Here is an 18206-nt window from a genome sequence, read left to right as displayed (position 1 = left end):
ATCGCGGGCGTGAGCTCTCAATGGCCTACATGCACGGCTACATCAACGGCAAGGCAAATCGCACGACGCTGGATCTCGACAAGAACGCGGCCATCACCGACAAGGTGCGCGAATACTGCCTGAGCAACCCCATCGCCAAATTTGCCAAGACGTTCGAAGACCTCAGCAAGTAAGCACGGGCGATGGGAACGCTGGCGGCATTCTGGTTCTTCGAGCGCCTGCGGGATTCTGGCTGTGAACCGACGGAACTTTCGCAGTGGGAGAGCTGGGACGAGCCGAGCGATACCCAGCATATCCGCGCCAAGGCCGGGTTTCGTTCCTCAACCCAGCCTGATCATCGACACCGGGCTGGCAGAGTATACCCATGACACGTTTTTGGTCTTACAGTGACGCCGTGCATGCCGCGTATCGACGTTGGGCACCCATCGAAGCGGCGCTATTTGACTATAACCGATTCGAAAATCGTTGATCCAATGGCGCACTCGAGATATGGCCTTTGCGCTCGCCCGTTAATAGGCGGCCTTCCGGTAAGAGATCAGGGAGATCCCCGACCAGCCGATCAACGCCGTCTTCGGCAAGCGGCCCTTGGCCACCGCCTGCCCACCGACGCGGATCGTGACATCCATCGGCGCAGCGCGCGACGACGCGAAACACGGAGATTCAGAATCCCTTCGCCAGGGTCACCACGAGGTTTTCTCCTTCAAACCGCGCCTCGGCATCGAATTCCCACTGGTAGCGAACCGTCAGCGCGGCCTTCCACGGCACGAACGTGAGCCCCGCCTGGATGCCCGCGGCGTGGACCTCGTCTTTCGCATCGAGTTGCAGGTTGAGTCTGCGGATCTGCGGCACATCGGATCCCGAGTCCTCTTCGACCTGCCACTGGCTGTAGCCGCTGGTGCCGATCTCGGCAAGCCAAGTCTGCTCCTTGTTGAGCGGTAGGTATTGACTGATGCCCCAGTTGAGGGTGAAACGTTCCCCCGGAGTGATGTCCGCATCCTCCCTCTCGTGGTTGATCTCGAAGGTGCTCGCCAGCATGATCGCCGTCCCGCGCTGGTCAAATGGATACCAGGTCCCGGCGACCTGCAACTGGTGCTCCCAGAACTCGAGGCTGAGCCCGTCTTCTCCCGTCGGCGCATAGAAGCCATAGCCGGCCGCGATGTCGTAGTGTTTCCCGCTCCATCCCAGCCATACCGGCTGGACGAACAGATCGCCGAAACCGAAGTCCGTGTCGGCTTCCAGGCTCGTGCTGAACTCCCTGTCAAGGAACCTGCCCGCACGCGCCCGACTCAAATTGACCTGTACGCTGTTGTCCGCGAAGGGGAGTGCGATGAAGGCCGCATAGCGCGCGCCCAGTACCTGCCAGCGACTCACCCACGCAAAGGTGGGAACCAGCGCGTAGACATCGATATCGGGATCAACGGTCACGGTGGTCGTGCCCCCCAGTGGCCCTGTGCCCGAAAGGGTATTGACCTCATCGCCGTTGCGGTTCTTCAAGGTGTCCGTATTGTAGAAATAGTTGTAGAGGAGGCCATAGAACCCGGGCTCCGGAACGGCCAAATCACGGATGTTCGCGAGACCGGGCCCGTAGTGGCCGAGCTCGCCGGCCCAGACGCTGCCGGCGCCGGCGATCGCCGCGCCTGCGGTCAGAAGTCGAATGCGTTTGTTCATGGCCCTGATCTCCTCGGTTGGATGCTTCGGAAAGCTTACCCAAGGGGATTCTCAGAAATCAGAGTAAGCCACTGCATTGGTCAATGCACCTGATCTTCCGCTTTGAGTAGACGCCTGGATCGACGCCATGCGTACGTTCACGGCTGCGGGAATCCAGCAACCCGCTTTCCTCTCCAAGGTACACCAGGTCGTGACTCGGGGTCAACCGCCGTGTCCTGTTAAACACTATGTGCCCCGCGAGCCCCGAAAAAGATGTGAATGACGCGATCTTTGCCAATGACACGGACGAGTTCTCTGAGAGCGCAATAGAAGAAAAAAAGTACCAGAAACCATATCTGAATCGCCCAGAAATGAGGCCATACGACCTCATGAAGTAGTTGGCGGTTTGCGACGGTCAGGCTGCCATGCTCCCGGATGAAGGGAATGAGGTGCTCGACGTAGCGGACAAGTAATGCAATAACAATATAGACAAGAGTCTTCCATGCGACGTTATATATGAGCGGTCTCTCAGAGAAGCGATTGATCAATGGGATCATGTCCGCGATGTTTTCGCTGACGGTGTTTTGGTGCAGGTCCAGAACCGGGTGAACCTAGCGCTGCCGTTCCTGCCGGCACTCGGTGCAGGCCACCGGCGTCAAGGTGGAAAAACGCTCGTCGACGTTTCTATTGATCATCGGGGCTACTCGCCGGACGGGCGCTACGACGAGCGCTATGTCGCGAGCTATACCGATCTCTACGTGCTCGATGCGCTGAAGCGTATCCCGGGCGCGAACCAGGCGGCGATCTTCGGGGTGCCGGACCTCGCGATGCGGATCTGGCTCAAGCCCGATCGCATGACCACGCTCGGCATCACCCCGAGCGATATCCAGCGTGCCGTGGCGGCTCAGAACCAACAATTCGGCGCGGGCTCGATCGGCAAGTCGCCGACCGCGGCGCCCGTGGAAATGACCTTCCCGGTGGTCACACGCGGTCGTTTCACCGAGCCTGCCGAGTTCGAGAACGTCATCCTGCGCGCCGATCCGAAAGGGACGGCGATCGTGCGGCTCAAGGATGTGGGCCGTGCCGAGATCGGTTTGAAGGATTATCTCCTCCGCACTAATCTCAACGGCAAGACCGCCACTTTGATCGCGGTCTACCAGCAACCCGGGGCCAATGCCCTGGAGGTTGCCAAAGCGGTGAAGAAGAGCCTGGCGGAGCTGAAAAAGGGCTTTCCCGAGGGTCTCGACTATACCCTCTCGCTCGACACCACCAAGTTCGTCGAGGCCTCCATCGAGGAGGTGATCCATACGCTCCTGGAGGCCGTGGTGCTCGTGGTGCTCGTGGTGTATCTGTTCCTACAGAGCTTCCGCGCCACCGTAATCCCGACCATCGCGGTATTTGTCTCCCTCATCGGCACCTTCATCGGGATGAGCATCCTCGGTTTCTCGATCAACCTGCTGACGCTCTTCGGCCTGGTGGTCGCGATCGGTATCGTGGTGGACGATGCCATCGTGGTGGTCGAGGCCATCGAGCACAAGATGACCGAGCTTGGCATCTCGGCACGCGAGGCGGCGTTCCAGGCGATGGACGAGGTCAGCGGGCCGGTGGTCGCGATCGTGCTCGTGCTCTGCGCGGTGTTCCTGCCGACCGCGGTATTGAGCGGCACCACCGGCCAGCTCTACAAGCAGTTCGCGGTCACCATCGCCGTCTCGGTCGCGCTGTCGGGCTTCGTCGCGCTTACCCTCACCCCGGCGCTCGCAGCGCTCATGCTCGAGCCCCACCACGGCGAACGCAAGGGCTTTTTCCGGTGGTTCAACCGTTCCTTCGCGTGGCTCACCGATCGATACGGCGCCGGGGTGCACGCGGCCGTCAAGCGTGTGCTCATCTCGTTGTTGTCTTTGGCGCCATGCTGTACGCCACCTGGCACCTCTTCGGCGCCATCCCGGGCAGCTTCGTTCCGCAGGAAGACCAGGGCTATCTCCTCGCGGCGGTCATCATGCCGGATGGGGCGAGCCTGGATCGCACCGAGGCCGTATCCAGGCGGGCGGCGGAGATCTTCGCCGAGGAGCCGGCGGTCAAGGACTATTCGGCGCCCCCGGGCTACAGCCTCCTCGACAGCCAGTACAAGACCAATGCCGGCACGCTCTTCATCGCGCTCAAGGACTTCGCAGAGCGCCAAGGCGAGGGCTGTCGGCCTTCGCGGTATTCGACCATACCCTCCCCAAGCTGCGGGCGATCAAGGAAGGGATCATCGTGCCCCTGAACCCGCCGGCGATCCCGGGCCTCGGCAACCAGGGCGGTTTCGAGTTCTGGATCCAGAGCCGCGGGCAGGGGGGCGTCACCGAGCTCGCAGAGGCGACCCGCGTTTTCATCGCCAAGGCCGAGCTCGCCGACCTCAACACCACGCTCAACGCCGCCTCACGGCGGCTCTTCGCGGATGTCGATCGCGAAAAGGCGGAGACCTTGGGCGTGCCGGTACAAGAGGTCTACGCTGCGCTCCAGACGCTCTTCGGTTCGCTCTATGTGAGCCAATACAACAAGTACAGCCGCGTGTGGCACGTGATCCTGTAGGCCGAACCGCAATACCGTGGAGAGCCCCAGGATATCCAGAACATCTATGTACGCCAGCGCGACGGGCAGATGGTGCCGCTGTCCGTGGTGGTGAAGACGGGCGACAAGACTGGTCCCGATCTGGTGGCGCGCTTCAACAACTTTCTCGCCGCCAAGGTGATGGGTGACTTGGCGCCCGGGTTCAGCACCGGCCAGGCGATTCGGGCGATGGCGATGGAGGAGGTCGCGGCCGAGGTGCTGCCCGCGTGCTACACCGTGGAATGGGCCGGCCAGGCCTTCGAGGAAAAAAAGGCCGGCAGCTCATCGGTGACCGTGTTCGCTTTCGGTTTGATGTTCGTGTTTCTGATCCTCGCCGCCCAGTACGAGTCCTGGGGGCTGCCGTTCTCGGTGCTCACCGCCGTGCCCTTCGGCGTCTTCGGGGCGCTCGTCGGGATCTGGTTCCGAGGGCTCGAGAACGACGTCTATTTCCAGATCGGAGTCGTCACCCTCATCGGGCTCGCGGCCAAGAACGCCATCCTGATCGTGGAGTTCGCGGTGCTCAAGCATCAGGAAGGGCTCACGGTGCGGGAGGCCGCCATCGAGGCCGCGAAGCTCCGGTTCCGGCCCATCGTGATGACCTCGCTGGCCTTCATCCTGGGTTGCGTGCCGCTCGCTATCGCCGCCGGCGCCGGGGCCAACGCCCGCCACTCGGTCGGCACCGGCATCATCGGCGGCATGGTCGGTGCGACCACGCTCGCGTTGTTCTTCGTGCCGCTCTTTTATTACCTCATCGGGAGCCTGAGCGCAAAGCTCTCCGGTCAGGCGGCCGTGGCCAAGCCGGCCGAGGGGGGAGGTGGGGCGCTGCACGCGAGCCCGGCCGCACCGCGCACCGATGTGCACTGACATGCGCGTGCGGCGTTTCGCATTCGCCGGGGCCGTGCTGCTCTCGGGTTGCACCGTCGGCCCCGATTATGTGCGGCCCGGGCTCGATCTCCCGGAGACCTTCCGCTTCGAAGAGGGCGAGGCGCGCGATCTCGCCAACACCGCGTGGTGGACCCAGTTTCGCGACCCGGTGCTAGCGGAACTGATCCGCATCGCGCTCGTCGAGAACAAGGACCTGCGCATCGCCACGGCGCGCATCGAGGAGTTCGCGGGGCGTTTCCGCAGCACGCGCGCCGATCTGTTCCCTCAGATCGGCTACAGCGTCAGCGCCGCGGGCCTGCGCTCCACCGAGGTCGGGCCGGTGCCCCTCTCTCCAGGCATGGACAACCCCCAGAGCCTCTACGACAGCCTCTTCACCGTGACCTGGGAGCTCGATGTCTGGGGCCGGATCCGGCGTCTCTCCGAGGCCGCGCGCGCAGAGTTGCTCGCGAGCGAGGAGGGGCGGCGCGGGGTGATCCTGACGCTCGTCTCGGGCGTGGCGGGCGGATACGTCAATCTGCGCAACCTCGACAAGCAACTCGACATCGCGCACCGCACCGTCAAGACCCGCAAGGATGCGCTCCAGCTCTTCGAGAAGCGCTTCAAAGGCGGGGTCGTGTCCGAGGTCGAGCTGGCCCAGGTGCGTTCCGAATACGAGGCCGCGCTGGCCACCATCCCGCAGATCGAGACGGCCATCGCCCAGAACGAGAACGCCCTGTCCGTGCTATTAGGACGCGACCCGGGTTTGATCCGGCGCGCCAGATCTATCGATGAGCTGGCCTTACCCGAGGTGCCTGCGGGACTGCCCTCGGAGCTACTCGCGCGCCGGCCGGACCTGCGCCAGGCGGAGAAAACCTCATCGCCGCCAACGCCCGCATCGGGGCGGCGCGAGCCTTGTACTATCCGAGGATCACACTCACGGGGCTCTTCGGTTTTTCGAGCGTGGAGCTTTCCGATCTCTTCATCGGTTCCGCCCACACCTGGCAGTTCGCGGGCAGCCTCGTCGGTCCCATCTTCACCGCCGGCGCCATCGAGGGCACGGTCGAGCAGGCCGAGTCGCAGCAACAACAGCTCCTCGTGGCCTACGAGCGAGCCATTCAAAATGCCTTCCGCGAGCTGGACGATGCGCTCATCGGCCACCGGAAATCGCGCGAGCGGCTCGCCACCCAGGCGCGCCAGATCGACGCATTGCGTCATTACGCGCGGCTGGCACGCCTTCGTTTCGAGGGCGGTTATACGAGCTATCTGGAGGTGCTCGATGCTGAGCGCAGCCTCTTCAACGCCGAGCTGTCCCACGCGCAGACACAAAACGACGTCATCCAAGCCCTCATCAACACCTACAAGGCCATGGGCGGGGGTTGGGTGACCGAGGCGGACAAGCTGGCGGGAAGACCGCCGCGACCCGTGGATGTACCACGGCGTTGACTCGTATGCCTCTTTGGCGTTCATTTCTCGTTACGCCCAACGCCTGAGCTAACCGCCGCCGCCCAGGACGCTGAAGAAAAACGCCGACGGTTCCGGCGTCCGGTTCGCGATTAGTTGGGCCACGGATTAACGACCACGCCAGTAGCCAGGCCGCCTCCGGTGATGGGCCACCGCGACGACCTCCACCGCATCCTGTTGCACTCGATAGACGATACTGAATGGAAAGTTCGGCAGCATGAACCGACGCGTTGCATAATCGGCGCGCTTCCAACGTTCCGGTGCATTGCAGATTTCCCGTACAGCCCAAGCGAACTCCGTCGCAAACGCTCTTGCTGCAATTTCGCTTCGTCCGCATACCAAGCCCGAGCTTCCAAAAGCTCTGCCTCGGCAGCGCGGTGAAAGCGCACAATCAAGATTCGTCGCTCGCTGCACGGAACAGCTTCGCCTTCACCTCTTCCCAGGGGACCAAGGAAACAGAGCCAGAATCGAGCTCCCCTATTCTGCGCGCAATCTCGCGCTTCCACGCCTCCTCGACGTCAGGGTCTGGTTCGTGCTCAATGCTCTCTAGCAATAGGCCCGCTAATGTGGCCCGGTCGTGTTCGTCAAGCTTCGATGCTTCGTCAAAAAAATCCACAACTGATCTAGCCATTATGCCATCTCCTCTTAGATGCCCAAACAAAACAAGATCAGCCGCGCCGGACAAGAGGGTTTGGAAAGGCAGCGGCGATCCACGGCGTCGGCTGCGGCGCATTAGGTATCGCTGACATTAATCGATCCTGGCCCCTTTTTCTCACTAAGCGACGCGGGGAGATCTGCCTGGCATGCGGCCGGGATAGGCCACGGGAGCCGGACTGAGGACCATGTCGACGGTGAAGGGCCGAACACGAAAGCACAAGGAGGAGCCGTGATGCACTCGCCTTCGGCGACGAGCCCGACCGGGGGAGCCGAGGCGCGGCGGGCGGGTGTGCTGGTGGGGGACATCATCCAGGCAACGGAGCTTGGCACGCCGCAAGGTGGTCCGCTCTCCCCGTTGCTCGCCAACATCCTCTTGGATGGCCTCGACAAGGAACTGGAACGGCGTGAATACCGGTTTGCCAGGTATGCCGATGACCTGCTTATCCTGGTCAAGAGCCCTCGCACCGGTGAACGTGTCAAGGCCAGTGTTACGCGGTACCTGATCCGCGAGCTGAAACTCGCGGTCACCCTTTCGCCGGGAGCGAAAGGGGTCAACCGAAGGTTGCCCGAAGGGGCCGCACCAGGGAGGGTGCGGAACAGAAGAGCCGAGTGGTCAAGACCAGTGACTGTGAGTTCCTGGGGGTTACCTTTCGAGAAACGAAACTGCGATGGTCCCACCAAGCCTTCGCCGACTTCAAGCATAACGTCCGGAAACTCACCGGACGGAGCTGGGGCGTCTCGATGGCCTATCGGCTCGACCGGCTCGCGCGTTATGTCAGAGGCTGGATGACGAATCGGCAGGAAAGCCGATTCACACATCCCAAGGTGCCCGCAGAGCGAGGGACACGGACGTCCCGAGTGAACTATTTCGGCATCTCGGATTACTACCGACCCATACCGGAAATCGACTCGTGGATCCGAAGGCGCATCCGTATGTGCTACTGGAAGCAGTGGCGCTGGGTGCGCACCAAAGTCCGCAATCTTCTGGCGTTGGGGACGAGTAAGCGTCACGCGATCCTGGCGGCGCTTAGCAGCAAAAGCTACTGGCACCTGTCTAAGACCTTGGCGACACAGACCGGGATGACGAATGATTGACTGAAACGCCAGGGCTTGATATCCGTCCGTGCGCTTTGGATGCGTGCCCACGGCTATACCTGATGTCATCGTGTGCTCCACTTTTGCGAACCGCCTAGTGCGGACCTGCATGCTAGGTGGTGTGGGGGCTGGGGGCTAAACACCCCCGGCTACCCGATTAGAGCTCATCCAGTATCCTGTCAGTGACATCGTGGAGCCTCTGTTCATACTTCTGAACAAGATTTTGGAAAACGACGGCCGCCACCATGAATGAAGCGGCTTCATCGGGTAGGACATCGCTGAGGACGGTTTCGTTGGGGCGCTTTAGGATGGACCTAACTACGAAAACTACGAAAAAATGGACTTCATGAATCACCGCAGCGCATAAGGATGGGGTGAAAGCACTGACGTGTCCTAATGTATTGGTAGCCAAACGTCCAGGGCTACTTAATGAAACAACGAGCGAAGAATGAAAACTCGATGTAAAGCTTGAATGAACAGAGCCCGAGAAACGTTGCTTTACGTCACGACGAAGAGCTAGCAGGTCGTTCGCCATTTCCTCATCCGCGTCAAGAGTCATCATGGCGGTCTTAACGAGACGCGTAACCTTCCCTCGTGATATGCGGTCGACCCAGAATTGGTTTGCGTCATAGTCTTCATCGCTCGCGTACCCTTCGGCGAGTGTTGTGTCATACAGAACTGCTACGCTCAGCTCCGTCGTTTCCAGCAAAGTTCTACCTAAGACGCGTGCCGGTTCATCAAGACCGTTTGTTATGAGACGATAGATTGAGCAAACAAGGCCAATCTGGCGATCAACCAAAAGCCAGAACGCCAAATTGGGGAGGTGCAGTTTCCTTTTCGCTCTCCTCGTTTGAATCTGCCGCAGCTGCATTAGAACCTGGAGAGCTTCGAGCAATAGATCCACGCCGAGAGACAGGTGCGCTGCGATATCCCGCTTGGCTTGACATTCAGCTTGAAATAGTAGCCGACGAACGTTAATTCGCCGTACGGAGGGCGATGTGTCGCGGTGAGATCGCCATGCCTGCTTTACTTCCGCTTCTATTGCATCCTCTTCCATTGATGAGTTCTAACGCGAAGTAGACCACCTAAAAGGTGCTTTTCTTCTGCGTCACAGGGCTGAATAGTAGGTCACTAGACCAGCGCCCTGTCGCACAGATCAAGCACTTGCCAAATTATAGTACCCCCTAACGCCGGGAGGCAATCACACCTTCGGAGGTGGGTATGGGTGACGGACAACCCCGTCTGCTGGACCAGGTCCGGGACCGGATCCGGCGCAAACACTATAGCATCAGGACCGAGCATGCGTACGTGGACTGGATCCGCCGCTTCGTATTGCATCACAACAAGAGACACCCCGCGACATGGGGGCAGTGGAGGTCGAGGGCTTCCTGACCCACCTGGCGGTCGCGAAGGGGGTGTCGGCCTCGACGAGCGGCACGGTGGGATTGATGATCCGGCTCCTCTAGGGGACCGGGATGCGGATCGTGGAGGCCCGTAGCCTGACAGGGCGGGTTAGCGGCTCGGAAGGCCGTGCAATGAGATCGGCGCCGGGGGTCCCTCTTGCGTGCGTTCGGTGGGTTACTGGCCGCGCTCGGTCGTAATGGTCAGCTCGTAGTCGTGCATGAATCTCCCCGACGCTAACTAAGTATAACGTGCGTCGCGGTTGACAACCCGGTTTCGTCGCCGGGGCAAGAGTGATCGATCGGGAGGGGCGGGAGGGGTGTCTGGGGGTGGGGGTTGCTAGTGAGCGTAAGGTGCGCTGCGTGCATGCGGTTATGGTCAGGTCTTGCCATTTGCCCCAAGCGCTTTGACGATCGGGTTCGGCTCTATTGCGCCCTACGATCCCTGATACCGTAGCCAGCCAGCCCTTGGGCAATGAGCGCTTCTACGTCATGATCTCGCCGATGAAAGGGCAGTGGCGCGAGGCGAGGCTGTGAGGTCGGCTGCGGTTGGAAAGTGATGTTCCCAGGGAAGTGATCGAGGGTAGAGAGAGTCGGGATGGTGCACAGCATTTCCGTCCTGTGCGCTTTCTGCCGCACGGTGGCTCAGCGCTGACGGCGGGTGATATAATGTTAAATGGCGTACGCGATTGCGTTTGCGCGGTCAGTTCGGGAGCAGTTACTGACACTTACCGCGCGAGCGGACCAGGGTCTTGGATGCGATCGAAGAGCAGTTGTCTCACCAGCCGTTGGTCGAGACCAAACACTGCAAGGCCTGCGGCCCAACCCGATTGCGCCGTGGGAATTGCGCGCCAGCTATTTCCGAGTGTTCTATGACGTGGCTGCTGAAGAACCCGATATGGTGAGGATTCTGGCGGTAGGACGGAAGAGAGGCGACAAGCTCTATATCGGTGGCCAGGAGATCAGGTTATGAAAACGATAGAGCTATCCGACGCATCCAAACCTTTATCGGATTATGCGGAGGCATTGGATGAGGATATCCTCGTTCTGACTTCCAAGAAGAAACCCGTAGCCGCGTTAGTACCGCTGAAACACGTGGATCGCGAGGCTTTGGCCTTGAGTACGAATCCGGAGTTTAGGGCCAATATCGAGGCAGCCAGGGAGGAATTCAGGGTTGGCAAGAGGTTATCGCTTGAGGAGATGAAGCGGGAGGTGTTGAAGTAGGCACCCGCGCAACAGTCGGCACATCGCGTCGGGGGAGATCGAGGCAGTCAGATGCCGGCGCCGTGAGTAGCGAGGCGCTCGCTTTCGCGCCTGCGGCGCGAGTTGTTGCCAGAGTCATCCGAAGCTGATATCCAGCCTCGCGTATCCATCCGGCCCCATAGACCATCCCCCCTATGCTCGAACAAATCGCGATCTTCCTCGCCGCAGCGGTGATCCTCGTGCCGCTCTTTAAGAGGCTTGGCCTTGGCACCGTCCTCGGCTATCTCATCGCCGGCATGCTCATCGGGCCGTGGGGTCTTGGGCTCGTGCGCGAGGTCGAGAACACGCTGCACTTCTCCGAGCTCGGCGTGGTGCTGCTGCTCTTCATCATCGGCCTGGAGCTGCAACCCTCGCGACTCTGGGTCCTGCGCCGCACCGTGTTCGGGCTGGGCAGCGCACAACTGCTGCTAAGCGCCCTGCCGATCGCGCTGCTCGCCGCGGCCATGGGGCAGCCCTGGTTGGCAGCGGTGGTGATTGGGGTGGGAGCAGGCCTGTCCTCCACGGCGTTCGTGCTACAGACGCTGGCGGAGCGTGGCGAGCTGACCACGAGGCACGGGCGTGAGGCGTTTGCCGTCCTGCTGTTCCAGGACTTGGCGGTGATCCCGGCGCTCGCCATCGTGCCGCTCTTGGCAGTCGGCCCGGAACTGTCGGAGAAGGGCGTGGACTGGGTGGGGATCATGCGTGCGCTCGCGGTGATCGTCGCGATGGTGGTGGTTGGCCACCAACTGCTGCGCGTGGTGTTCCGCGCCGTGGCACGCTTCGGCACCCGCGAGATCTTCACCGCGGCTGCACTGCTGGCGGTCATCGGGGCGGCGCTGCTCATGCACGCGCTCGGACTCTCGATGTCACTGGGCGCCTTTCTCGCGGGCGTCTTGCTCGCCGACTCGGAGTTCCGCCATGAGATCGAGGCCGAACTGGAGCCGTTCAAGGGCCTGCTGCTCGGCCTTTTCTTCATCGCCGTCGGGATGTCGGTGAATCTCGGCCTCGTCGGGGAACAGGGGCTGCTGCTCATCGGCCTGGCCACCGCGCTCATTCTCATCAAGTTCGCCGTGCTCTATGTCATCGGGAGGCTGGCCGGCTGCGGCGGCGATACCGCCCGCAACCTCGGCATCGCGCTCGCAGCGGGCGGGGAGTTCGCCTTCGTGCTGTTCGGCCTTGCGCGCGACTACGGCATCGTCGCCACCGAGACGGCCGAAACGCTGGTGATGGCCATCACGCTGTCGATGATGTTCGCCCCGGTGCTCTTTCTAATGAACGACAAGCTGCTCAAGCCTTGGGCCGCGCGACACGAGGAGCCCGAGTACGACCGCATCGACGAGCCCGCCAACCCGGTGATCATCGCCGGCTTCGGGCGCTTTGGCCAGATCATCGCGCGTATCCTGCGCATGCGTGGCATCGCGTTCACCGCGCTCGAGATCAGTCAGCCCCAGGTCGACTTCGTGCGCAAGTTCGGCAGCAAGATCTACTACGGCGATGCCTCCCGCCTGCAGCTTCTGCGCGCGGCCAAGGTCGAGAACACGAAGCTCTTCGTGCTCGCCATCGACGACATCGAGACCTCCGTCAAGATCGCGAGCATGCTGCGCAAACACTTCCCGCATGTTCCCATCTACGCGCGGGCGCGCAACCGCTTTCACTGCCACAAGCTCATGGATCTCGACGTCGAGGTGCTGTATCGCGATACCTATCTCTCCAGCCTGGAAATGGCGCGCGAGGTACTTTGCGGATTAGGGGTAGCGCGAGCGGAGGGAGAACGAACGGTGAGGATGTTCCGCGATTACGACGAGGCCCTGTTGAAGCGCCAGCACGCGATCTACCACGATGAGACCGCCCTCATCCAGAGCGCGAAGCAAGCGGCGGACGAGCTGCGCAGCCTGTTCGAGTCCGATGCCGCCGAGCCCATCGAATAGGCCCGGGCCACCACCACTGGATGGCGAGCAAGCAGCCACCGCGGCAACTCCGGCTTGGGCGCCGCGCCATGAGCGGCTAGCTAGCCGGGCCGTGAGGTTTTCGGTCCGTGTATTAACGAAAGTTCCGTCGCCAATACCGGAGTGTGTATGTACATGGACAACCACCGAATTCTTGGAGTTGGGCAGGGCGAAGGTGCCCGGCGGGATCGGCGCGTTGGGCTGAGCCTCGCGGATGACCGTGACGACCTTGCCGTTCCATGTCTCGGCCTCGAACCGATGGGGGATCATCACGCCCGCCACCTGGCGGTAGTCGTCGTAGACCTCGGTGGTCGTGGCGGTCGGCCTCTCTCGCCCCGGCAGCCCCGGGACCAGACGCTCCCGCTTTCGGAGGAGATAGGTCTTCTTGGAGTAATACTCGGTAAGCTTGACGCCGCTGGCTCGCTCAAGCTCGACGACGATGACGCCCTCCCGACCCACTTGCGAGTGACCCACCACACGCACGGATGGGAACCGGGTTTTCCAATCCTCATGGGGGTTAAACCACGCCCTCACGCGGATGTCATCGGCCTGGGCGGGGTAGGGATCCCCGATGGACGCGAAGTCCACAGAGTCCGCCGCACGCTCGCCATCGAACACTACCCGCGCGCGGCCGATGTCGCGGTCGAAGGCTTGGAACACGGCACCTCGGCGTACTGCGCCGGGACCTCCCGGTAGATAGTCAGCGTTCCCATGACGCCCTCGTGCACGAAGTCCACGGTGCCCGCTAGCACCAGCGTCTTGAGGCGTGCGAGCCGCTCCGCCCCGTGCGCCTGCGCCACCCGCCGCTCCAGCACATCGATAGGGATATCCGGCACGCCCGTCGGCCCAACGCGCTGGTGGTCAAGCGTTACTCCCGGCTCCTTGACTGCGAAGCCGGTCACCGCACCGTGCTCGTCGCGCCGCAGCGTCAGGGCAAAGGTCGCGGGAAGGCCCCCGAGCCCGAATTCATCCTCTTGCCGGCGAAGGAGCGGATACGGTGGCTGGCCTGGGATCACGAGCGATACCCGACCCTCGACGGCTTCGAGCCGCACCTCGGTCAACTTGTCCTTCGGCCTGTAGGCGCCTACCAAAGCAAGCAGCTCGGTGGGTGGCGACTGCTTCTGCGCCGCCTCGACCTCCGCTTGCGTGAGGCGATCGAGGGCGACATCGCCCCAAGGCTGTTCCAGGAAAAGCTCGGTGCGGGCTGGGTCATCCTCCTTGGGGCGAACCGTGGCGAACAGGCCGGCGCGCGTCGGTGCCCCCAGGCGGTAGCGCCGCCCCCTCGAAGCGCCCCAGCGGGTATTCGGGGCGATCTGGCCACCGCAGCACCAGGCTCCGTCCCGTCCAGGCGACCTCGGCCTTCAGCCCGCCAAGCACGCCATAGGTTGCCGCCTCCGCTTCGGCGCTGCTGCCCTGGGGCGCGCCGCCCGCCGAGGTAAACAACGAGAACACCTCGTTGGTGACCCAGCCGTGGATTTCGCCATTATCGATATTCGTGAACAGCCCAAAGGCGATGTTCTCCTCGGGCAGCAGGGCCACGCGGGTCACGAACCCGTCGATGCCGCCGTCGTGCGCGACCTGGGATTTGCCGTTCCACTTGTCCAGGCCCCAGCCGAGGCCATAGGCGAAGGGTCCGACCTCGATGTAGGGCTGCCAGAGGCGAGCGAAGTTCTGTTCTGAGATCAGGCGCTGGCCGTCCACGGCCCCGCGGCCAAGGAGTAGCCTCAGCCACTGCCCCATGTCCCGCGCCGAGGCGTTGATGGCGCCCGCCGGCGCGACATGGTCGAGCGGACGCATCGGCACCGGACGGCGCGCGCGCTGCTCGCCGAACTCGTGATAGCCGACGGCGCGCGCGGGTAGCGTCAGGGTCTTCGCGACGCTCGTATTGGCGTCCTTCATACCGAGCGGATCGAAGATCCGTTCCTGGAGGAGATCCGGATACGGCTTGCCCATCACCGCCGCCACACACTCGCCGGCGGCGAGGTACATGACGTTATTGTAATGGAACTCCTTACCCAGCTTGGCGATGGGCTCGGCGCGTCCGGCCAGCCGGATCACCTCTTCCTTGCTGAGCTTCCCTGTGAACCAACCGAGATCGGTGCGGGCGAGTCCCGAGGTGGGTGAGCAGATGGCGCAGCATGATCTTCTGGTCGGCCTCGGGATCTTTGAGCGAGAAGTAGGGTAGGCACTTCTTAGGCGAGTCTTCCAGGGCGAGCTTGCCCTCTTCGATCGCCATCAGGACCAGGATTGCTGGTCGAACCGATGGCGAACAGTGTGTCCTCGGTGGCGGGCAGCCGCTCCTCCAGGTTGCGATAGCCTTTGCCCTTGAGATAGACGATGCTGGCATCCTTGACAATGACGAGCGCGAGCCCGGGAATGCGCAGCTTCTCGCGCATTTCCTCGAGGCGGGTATCGAAGGCTTTCAGGCGTGTGGTGAGATTATTCATAGTATTATCTATACTCTCGGTGGGAGGGGGTGGCTCCGAGGGCGAAATCTGAGCGCCGGCGATCTCCGGATCGCCGAAGAACCGCTCGCGGTCAATGATCGGGGTTTGCGTCGTCGACTGAGCCACTACGGGCATTGGCAGGATGACGATTAGCAGCGCGCATGCCGCGGCTAACGCAGATCCCCCGCAGGAACAGAGTGAGATAACACTTACTCCGTCGTAACTTTCTTGCTTTTGCCGGCATTGCAAAGAGGCGCCCCTATAGCAAGGATACTCACGCGAGCGAGTGTTGTGGTGGTGCTCTGCCGACCGGCCCGTGATCGCTTGCGAGCCGCGGCGTTTGGGGTGTGAGATGCGCTGAATCTCCGCTAGCTAGCTAGGTGCGGGGTCGTCGCCTACGAGACGCCCGATGGGAGGTCCGGGGTGGACGTGCGGCTGGGCCGGGAGACCGTGCGGACCTTTCGTCATGGCATCGCCTCCCGCCGCCACATGCCGGTCGAGCCATAGCGCTCGCCGGTGTCGGAGAGGACGGTGACGATGGTGCGGTAAAGGCCGGTGGCGGCGAGGCGGAGCGCGCCCGCGGCGAAGGCGCCGGAAGAGGGCCCGACGAAGAGGCCGAGATGGGTCAAGCGCGCGCACATCGCCGCGGCCTCCTCGCTCGTTATCTCCGCGCGTTCGTCGATGAGACCTTCATCCAGAATGGCCGGGACGATGTCGCCGGGCTGGCCAAGCGGTTTCAAGCCTTCGATGCCGGGGAAACGCTCGGGGATCACGGCGAGGATGTGGAGGTTCGGATTGGCTTCTCTGAGGCGACGGCCGGCGCCGGTCAGGGTACCGCCGGTGCCGACACCGGCGACGAAAGCATCGGGGACGTCGCCCGTCTCCGATTGGATCTCCGTCAGGATCTCGGCGCCCGTGCCCGCGTAATGGGCACGCCAGTTGTCGGGGTTGCTGTACTGATCGCAATACCAATAGCGCTCCGGATATTCGGCCGCGAGCCTTTTGGCCTCATCGAGCGCGAAATCGTAGCCCTTCAAGGGATCGGTCATGTTGAGCTCGGCGCCGTGGGCGACGATCCGATCCAGGCGCTCGCGGCTGGCGTTGCCGGGCACGACGATGGTGACCGGGACGCCGAGCGCGGCGCCGAGCATCGCGTAGGAGATCCCCGCATTGCCCGACGAGGAGTCGAGGAGGCGGTGCTCGCCGGTAAAACGCCCGGCGCGCACCGCCTCGGTCAACATGCGCAAGACCGGCCGGTCCTTGATCGACCCGCCGGGGTTGACCGACTCGAGCTTGGCGTAGATGCGGATGCCGCTCGGCGCCCCGAGGTCCAGGGCCACGAGCGGCGTATGGCCGACGGCGGCCGGGAGCCCACGCACTTCGGTCCCGGCGGCGAGGGTTTCCATCATCCGCTCGCGACGTCGCAGAAGACCTCGTAGTCGACGTAACCCGGGGAGTGCGCGCCGGCGCCGCAATAGCGGCACTCGGGGTCGCGTGCCAGCCGAAGCTCGGAGAAACGCGCGGCCAGGGCATCGTAATAGAGCATGCGGCCGATGAGAGGCTCGCCGATCCCGAGGACGAGCTTCACCGTCTCGACCGCCTGCAGGAGCCCGATCACCCCCGGCAAGACGCCCAATACCCCGGCCTCGGCGCAGGACGGCGCGAGCTCGGGTGGCGGGGGCTCGGGATAGAGGCAGCGATAACAGGGTCCGGCGGCTTTGGAGTAGCCGGGCCAGAACACCGATACCTGGCCCTCGAAGCGGAACACGGCGCCATGGACGTTCGGGATCCCGAGCTTGACGCAGGCGTCGTTGACGAGATAACGGGTCGCGAAGTTGTCCGAGCCGTCCACGACCACCTCATAACCCCGCAGGAGTTCCTCGACGTTGCTGCTGTCGAGGCGCAGCGCATGCCCGTCGATGTGGAGCGCGGGATTGAGCGCGAGGAGGGCCATGCGCGCGGAGTCCACCTTGGGAGTCCCGACGCGGGCGTCGGTATGCAGTACCTGGCGCTGGAGGTTGCTGCGGTCGACCACATCGTGGTCCACGATCCCGAGCGTGCCGATCCCGGCGGCGGCCAGATAGAGCGCGGCCGGCGAGCCCAGACCGCCGGCCCCGATCAGCATCACTTTCGAGGTCATGAGCCGGTGCTGCCCGGCCTCGCCCACCTCGGGCATGAGCAGGTGCCGGGAGTAGCGCTCGCGGCTCTGCTCGTCCAGGACCCGCGGGAGCTCGAAGGGCAGCCCCTCGTTCTTCCAGCGCGTGAACCCCCCGATGACGGAGCGCACATCCCGATAGCCGAGGCGCAAGAGGTCCTCGGCGGCGAACAGCGAGCGCGTCCCGCCCCCGCACATCACCAGCACCGGCTGCTCGAGGTCCGGGATCGCCTCCTCGACGCGCAATTCCAGAAAACCCCGGCCCAGGCGGTGCGCCCCGGCCGGGCTGCCTTGGGCGATCTCGTCCTTTTCGCGGACATCCACCAGCGCCGCCCCTTGCTGTCGCATGGCGTGGGCGTCGCCAGGGCTCACCTCGGGGATGCAGGCGCGCAGATCGAGGAGGCGGCGTTCGCGCGCCCCGGCTCCGCCCGCGACGGCCGGGATGATGGACAAGACCACGCCCTCGGGTACGGCCGTGTCGAGGCCTTGCAATACCCGCACGTTGTCCTCGCCGAGGTAGATGTTCACGAAGCTTCGGATCTGCCCCTCGGGGGTCAGGATCCGGGGCAGGAGCCCACTGTGGTCCTGTCCGAGCGCCGCCAATACCTCCCGCACCGTGGCCCCGCTGCCGACCACCTCGGCGGCGCCGCCGGTGAAGGTCCGGAGCGGCATCGGGATGCGCACCGTCACCTGTGTCATGGTT

General features: G+C 63.1%; 9 protein-coding genes and 5 pseudogenes. 6 read left to right on the top strand and 8 right to left on the bottom strand.

The features are described from left to right. Positions 1 to 660: 660 nt before the first annotated feature. Positions 661 to 1668 carry a transporter gene (locus M3461_18065; protein ID MDQ3776112.1) on the bottom strand — a complete coding sequence of 336 codons (1008 nt, stop codon included), beginning with the start codon at positions 1666 to 1668 and terminating at the stop codon, positions 661 to 663. A gap of 566 nt (positions 1669 to 2234) precedes the next feature. Between M3461_18065 and M3461_18060 the strand changes: the two are divergent. Together M3461_18060 and M3461_18055 are read left to right on the top strand one after the other, a co-directional pair. Next, positions 2235 to 5100 (top strand): annotated as a pseudogene (locus M3461_18060) (efflux RND transporter permease subunit). Position 5101: 1 nt separating this feature from the next. Continuing rightward, positions 5102 to 6543: pseudogene (locus M3461_18055) on the top strand (efflux transporter outer membrane subunit). A gap of 126 nt (positions 6544 to 6669) precedes the next feature. Here M3461_18055 and M3461_18050 read toward each other — a convergent pair. Together M3461_18050 and M3461_18045 are read right to left on the bottom strand one after the other, a co-directional pair. Then, complete coding sequence (locus M3461_18050; protein ID MDQ3776111.1) at positions 6670 to 6975, bottom strand: type II toxin-antitoxin system RelE/ParE family toxin; 306 nt, start codon at positions 6973 to 6975, stop codon at positions 6670 to 6672. Next, complete coding sequence (locus M3461_18045) at positions 6953 to 7192, bottom strand: addiction module protein (GenBank protein MDQ3776110.1); 240 nt, start codon at positions 7190 to 7192, stop codon at positions 6953 to 6955. The genes M3461_18050 and M3461_18045 overlap by 23 nt, the downstream gene beginning before the upstream one ends. Positions 7193 to 7498: 306 nt before the next feature. On the opposite strand from M3461_18045, the pseudogene M3461_18040 reads away from it, so the two are divergent. Next, positions 7499 to 8310: pseudogene (locus tag M3461_18040) on the top strand (reverse transcriptase domain-containing protein). Between the two features lie 160 nt (positions 8311 to 8470). Here M3461_18040 and M3461_18035 read toward each other — a convergent pair. Beyond that, positions 8471 to 9370: a hypothetical protein gene (locus M3461_18035; GenBank protein MDQ3776109.1), complete on the bottom strand. Its 900-nt coding sequence runs from the start codon at positions 9368 to 9370 to the stop codon at positions 8471 to 8473. A gap of 164 nt (positions 9371 to 9534) precedes the next feature. Here M3461_18035 and M3461_18030 point away from each other — a divergent pair. The 3 genes and pseudogenes from M3461_18030 to M3461_18020 all read left to right on the top strand — a co-directional run bounded on the left by M3461_18030 (position 9535) and on the right by M3461_18020 (position 12883). Next, positions 9535 to 9743, top strand: a pseudogene (locus M3461_18030) (phage integrase N-terminal SAM-like domain-containing protein). Positions 9744 to 10682: 939 nt separating this feature from the next. Further along, a complete protein-coding gene (locus tag M3461_18025) occupies positions 10683 to 10937 on the top strand; it encodes a hypothetical protein (GenBank protein MDQ3776108.1) in 255 nt (84 codons plus the stop codon). Between the two features lie 173 nt (positions 10938 to 11110). Next, on the top strand, positions 11111 to 12883 hold the full coding sequence (locus tag M3461_18020; protein ID MDQ3776107.1) for a monovalent cation:proton antiporter-2 (CPA2) family protein: 1773 nt from the start codon (positions 11111 to 11113) through the stop codon (positions 12881 to 12883). Positions 12884 to 13518: 635 nt separating this feature from the next. Here the strand turns inward: M3461_18020 and M3461_18015 are convergent. The 4 genes and pseudogenes from M3461_18015 to moeB form a co-directional block, all read right to left on the bottom strand. Beyond that, positions 13519 to 13992: a hypothetical protein gene (locus M3461_18015; GenBank protein ID MDQ3776106.1), complete on the bottom strand. Its 474-nt coding sequence runs from the start codon at positions 13990 to 13992 to the stop codon at positions 13519 to 13521. Positions 13993 to 14110: 118 nt separating this feature from the next. Continuing rightward, positions 14111 to 15297 (bottom strand): annotated as a pseudogene (locus tag M3461_18010) (beta-lactamase family protein). 515 nt (positions 15298 to 15812) lie between these two features. Beyond that, on the bottom strand, positions 15813 to 16757 hold the full coding sequence (locus tag M3461_18005; protein ID MDQ3776105.1) for a PLP-dependent cysteine synthase family protein: 945 nt from the start codon (positions 16755 to 16757) through the stop codon (positions 15813 to 15815). Continuing rightward, positions 16754 to 18202: a molybdopterin-synthase adenylyltransferase MoeB gene (moeB, locus tag M3461_18000; protein MDQ3776104.1), complete on the bottom strand. Its 1449-nt coding sequence runs from the start codon at positions 18200 to 18202 to the stop codon at positions 16754 to 16756. The genes M3461_18005 and moeB overlap by 4 nt, the downstream gene beginning before the upstream one ends. Between the last annotated feature and the right edge of the window lie 4 nt (positions 18203 to 18206).

It is taken from the genome of Pseudomonadota bacterium (genome assembly GCA_030860485.1).
Lineage (GTDB): Bacteria > Pseudomonadota > Gammaproteobacteria > JACCXJ01 > JACCXJ01 > JACCXJ01.
The sequence above is the reverse complement of the archived record's forward strand: the minus strand, read 5'-3'. Positions and strand labels throughout refer to the sequence as shown.

Coding starts and splice junctions, on each gene's coding strand:
- M3461_18065 (MDQ3776112.1), bottom strand. CDS start 1,668: ATGAACAAACGCATTCGACTTCTGACCGCAGGCGCGGCGATCGCCGGC.
- M3461_18045 (MDQ3776110.1), bottom strand. CDS start 7,192: ATGGCTAGATCAGTTGTGGATTTTTTTGACGAAGCATCGAAGCTTGAC.
- M3461_18035 (MDQ3776109.1), bottom strand. CDS start 9,370: ATGGAAGAGGATGCAATAGAAGCGGAAGTAAAGCAGGCATGGCGATCT.
- M3461_18025 (MDQ3776108.1), top strand. CDS start 10,683: ATGAAAACGATAGAGCTATCCGACGCATCCAAACCTTTATCGGATTAT.
- M3461_18020 (MDQ3776107.1), top strand. CDS start 11,111: ATGCTCGAACAAATCGCGATCTTCCTCGCCGCAGCGGTGATCCTCGTG.
- M3461_18005 (MDQ3776105.1), bottom strand. CDS start 16,757: ATGATGGAAACCCTCGCCGCCGGGACCGAAGTGCGTGGGCTCCCGGCC.
- moeB (MDQ3776104.1), bottom strand. CDS start 18,202: ATGACACAGGTGACGGTGCGCATCCCGATGCCGCTCCGGACCTTCACC.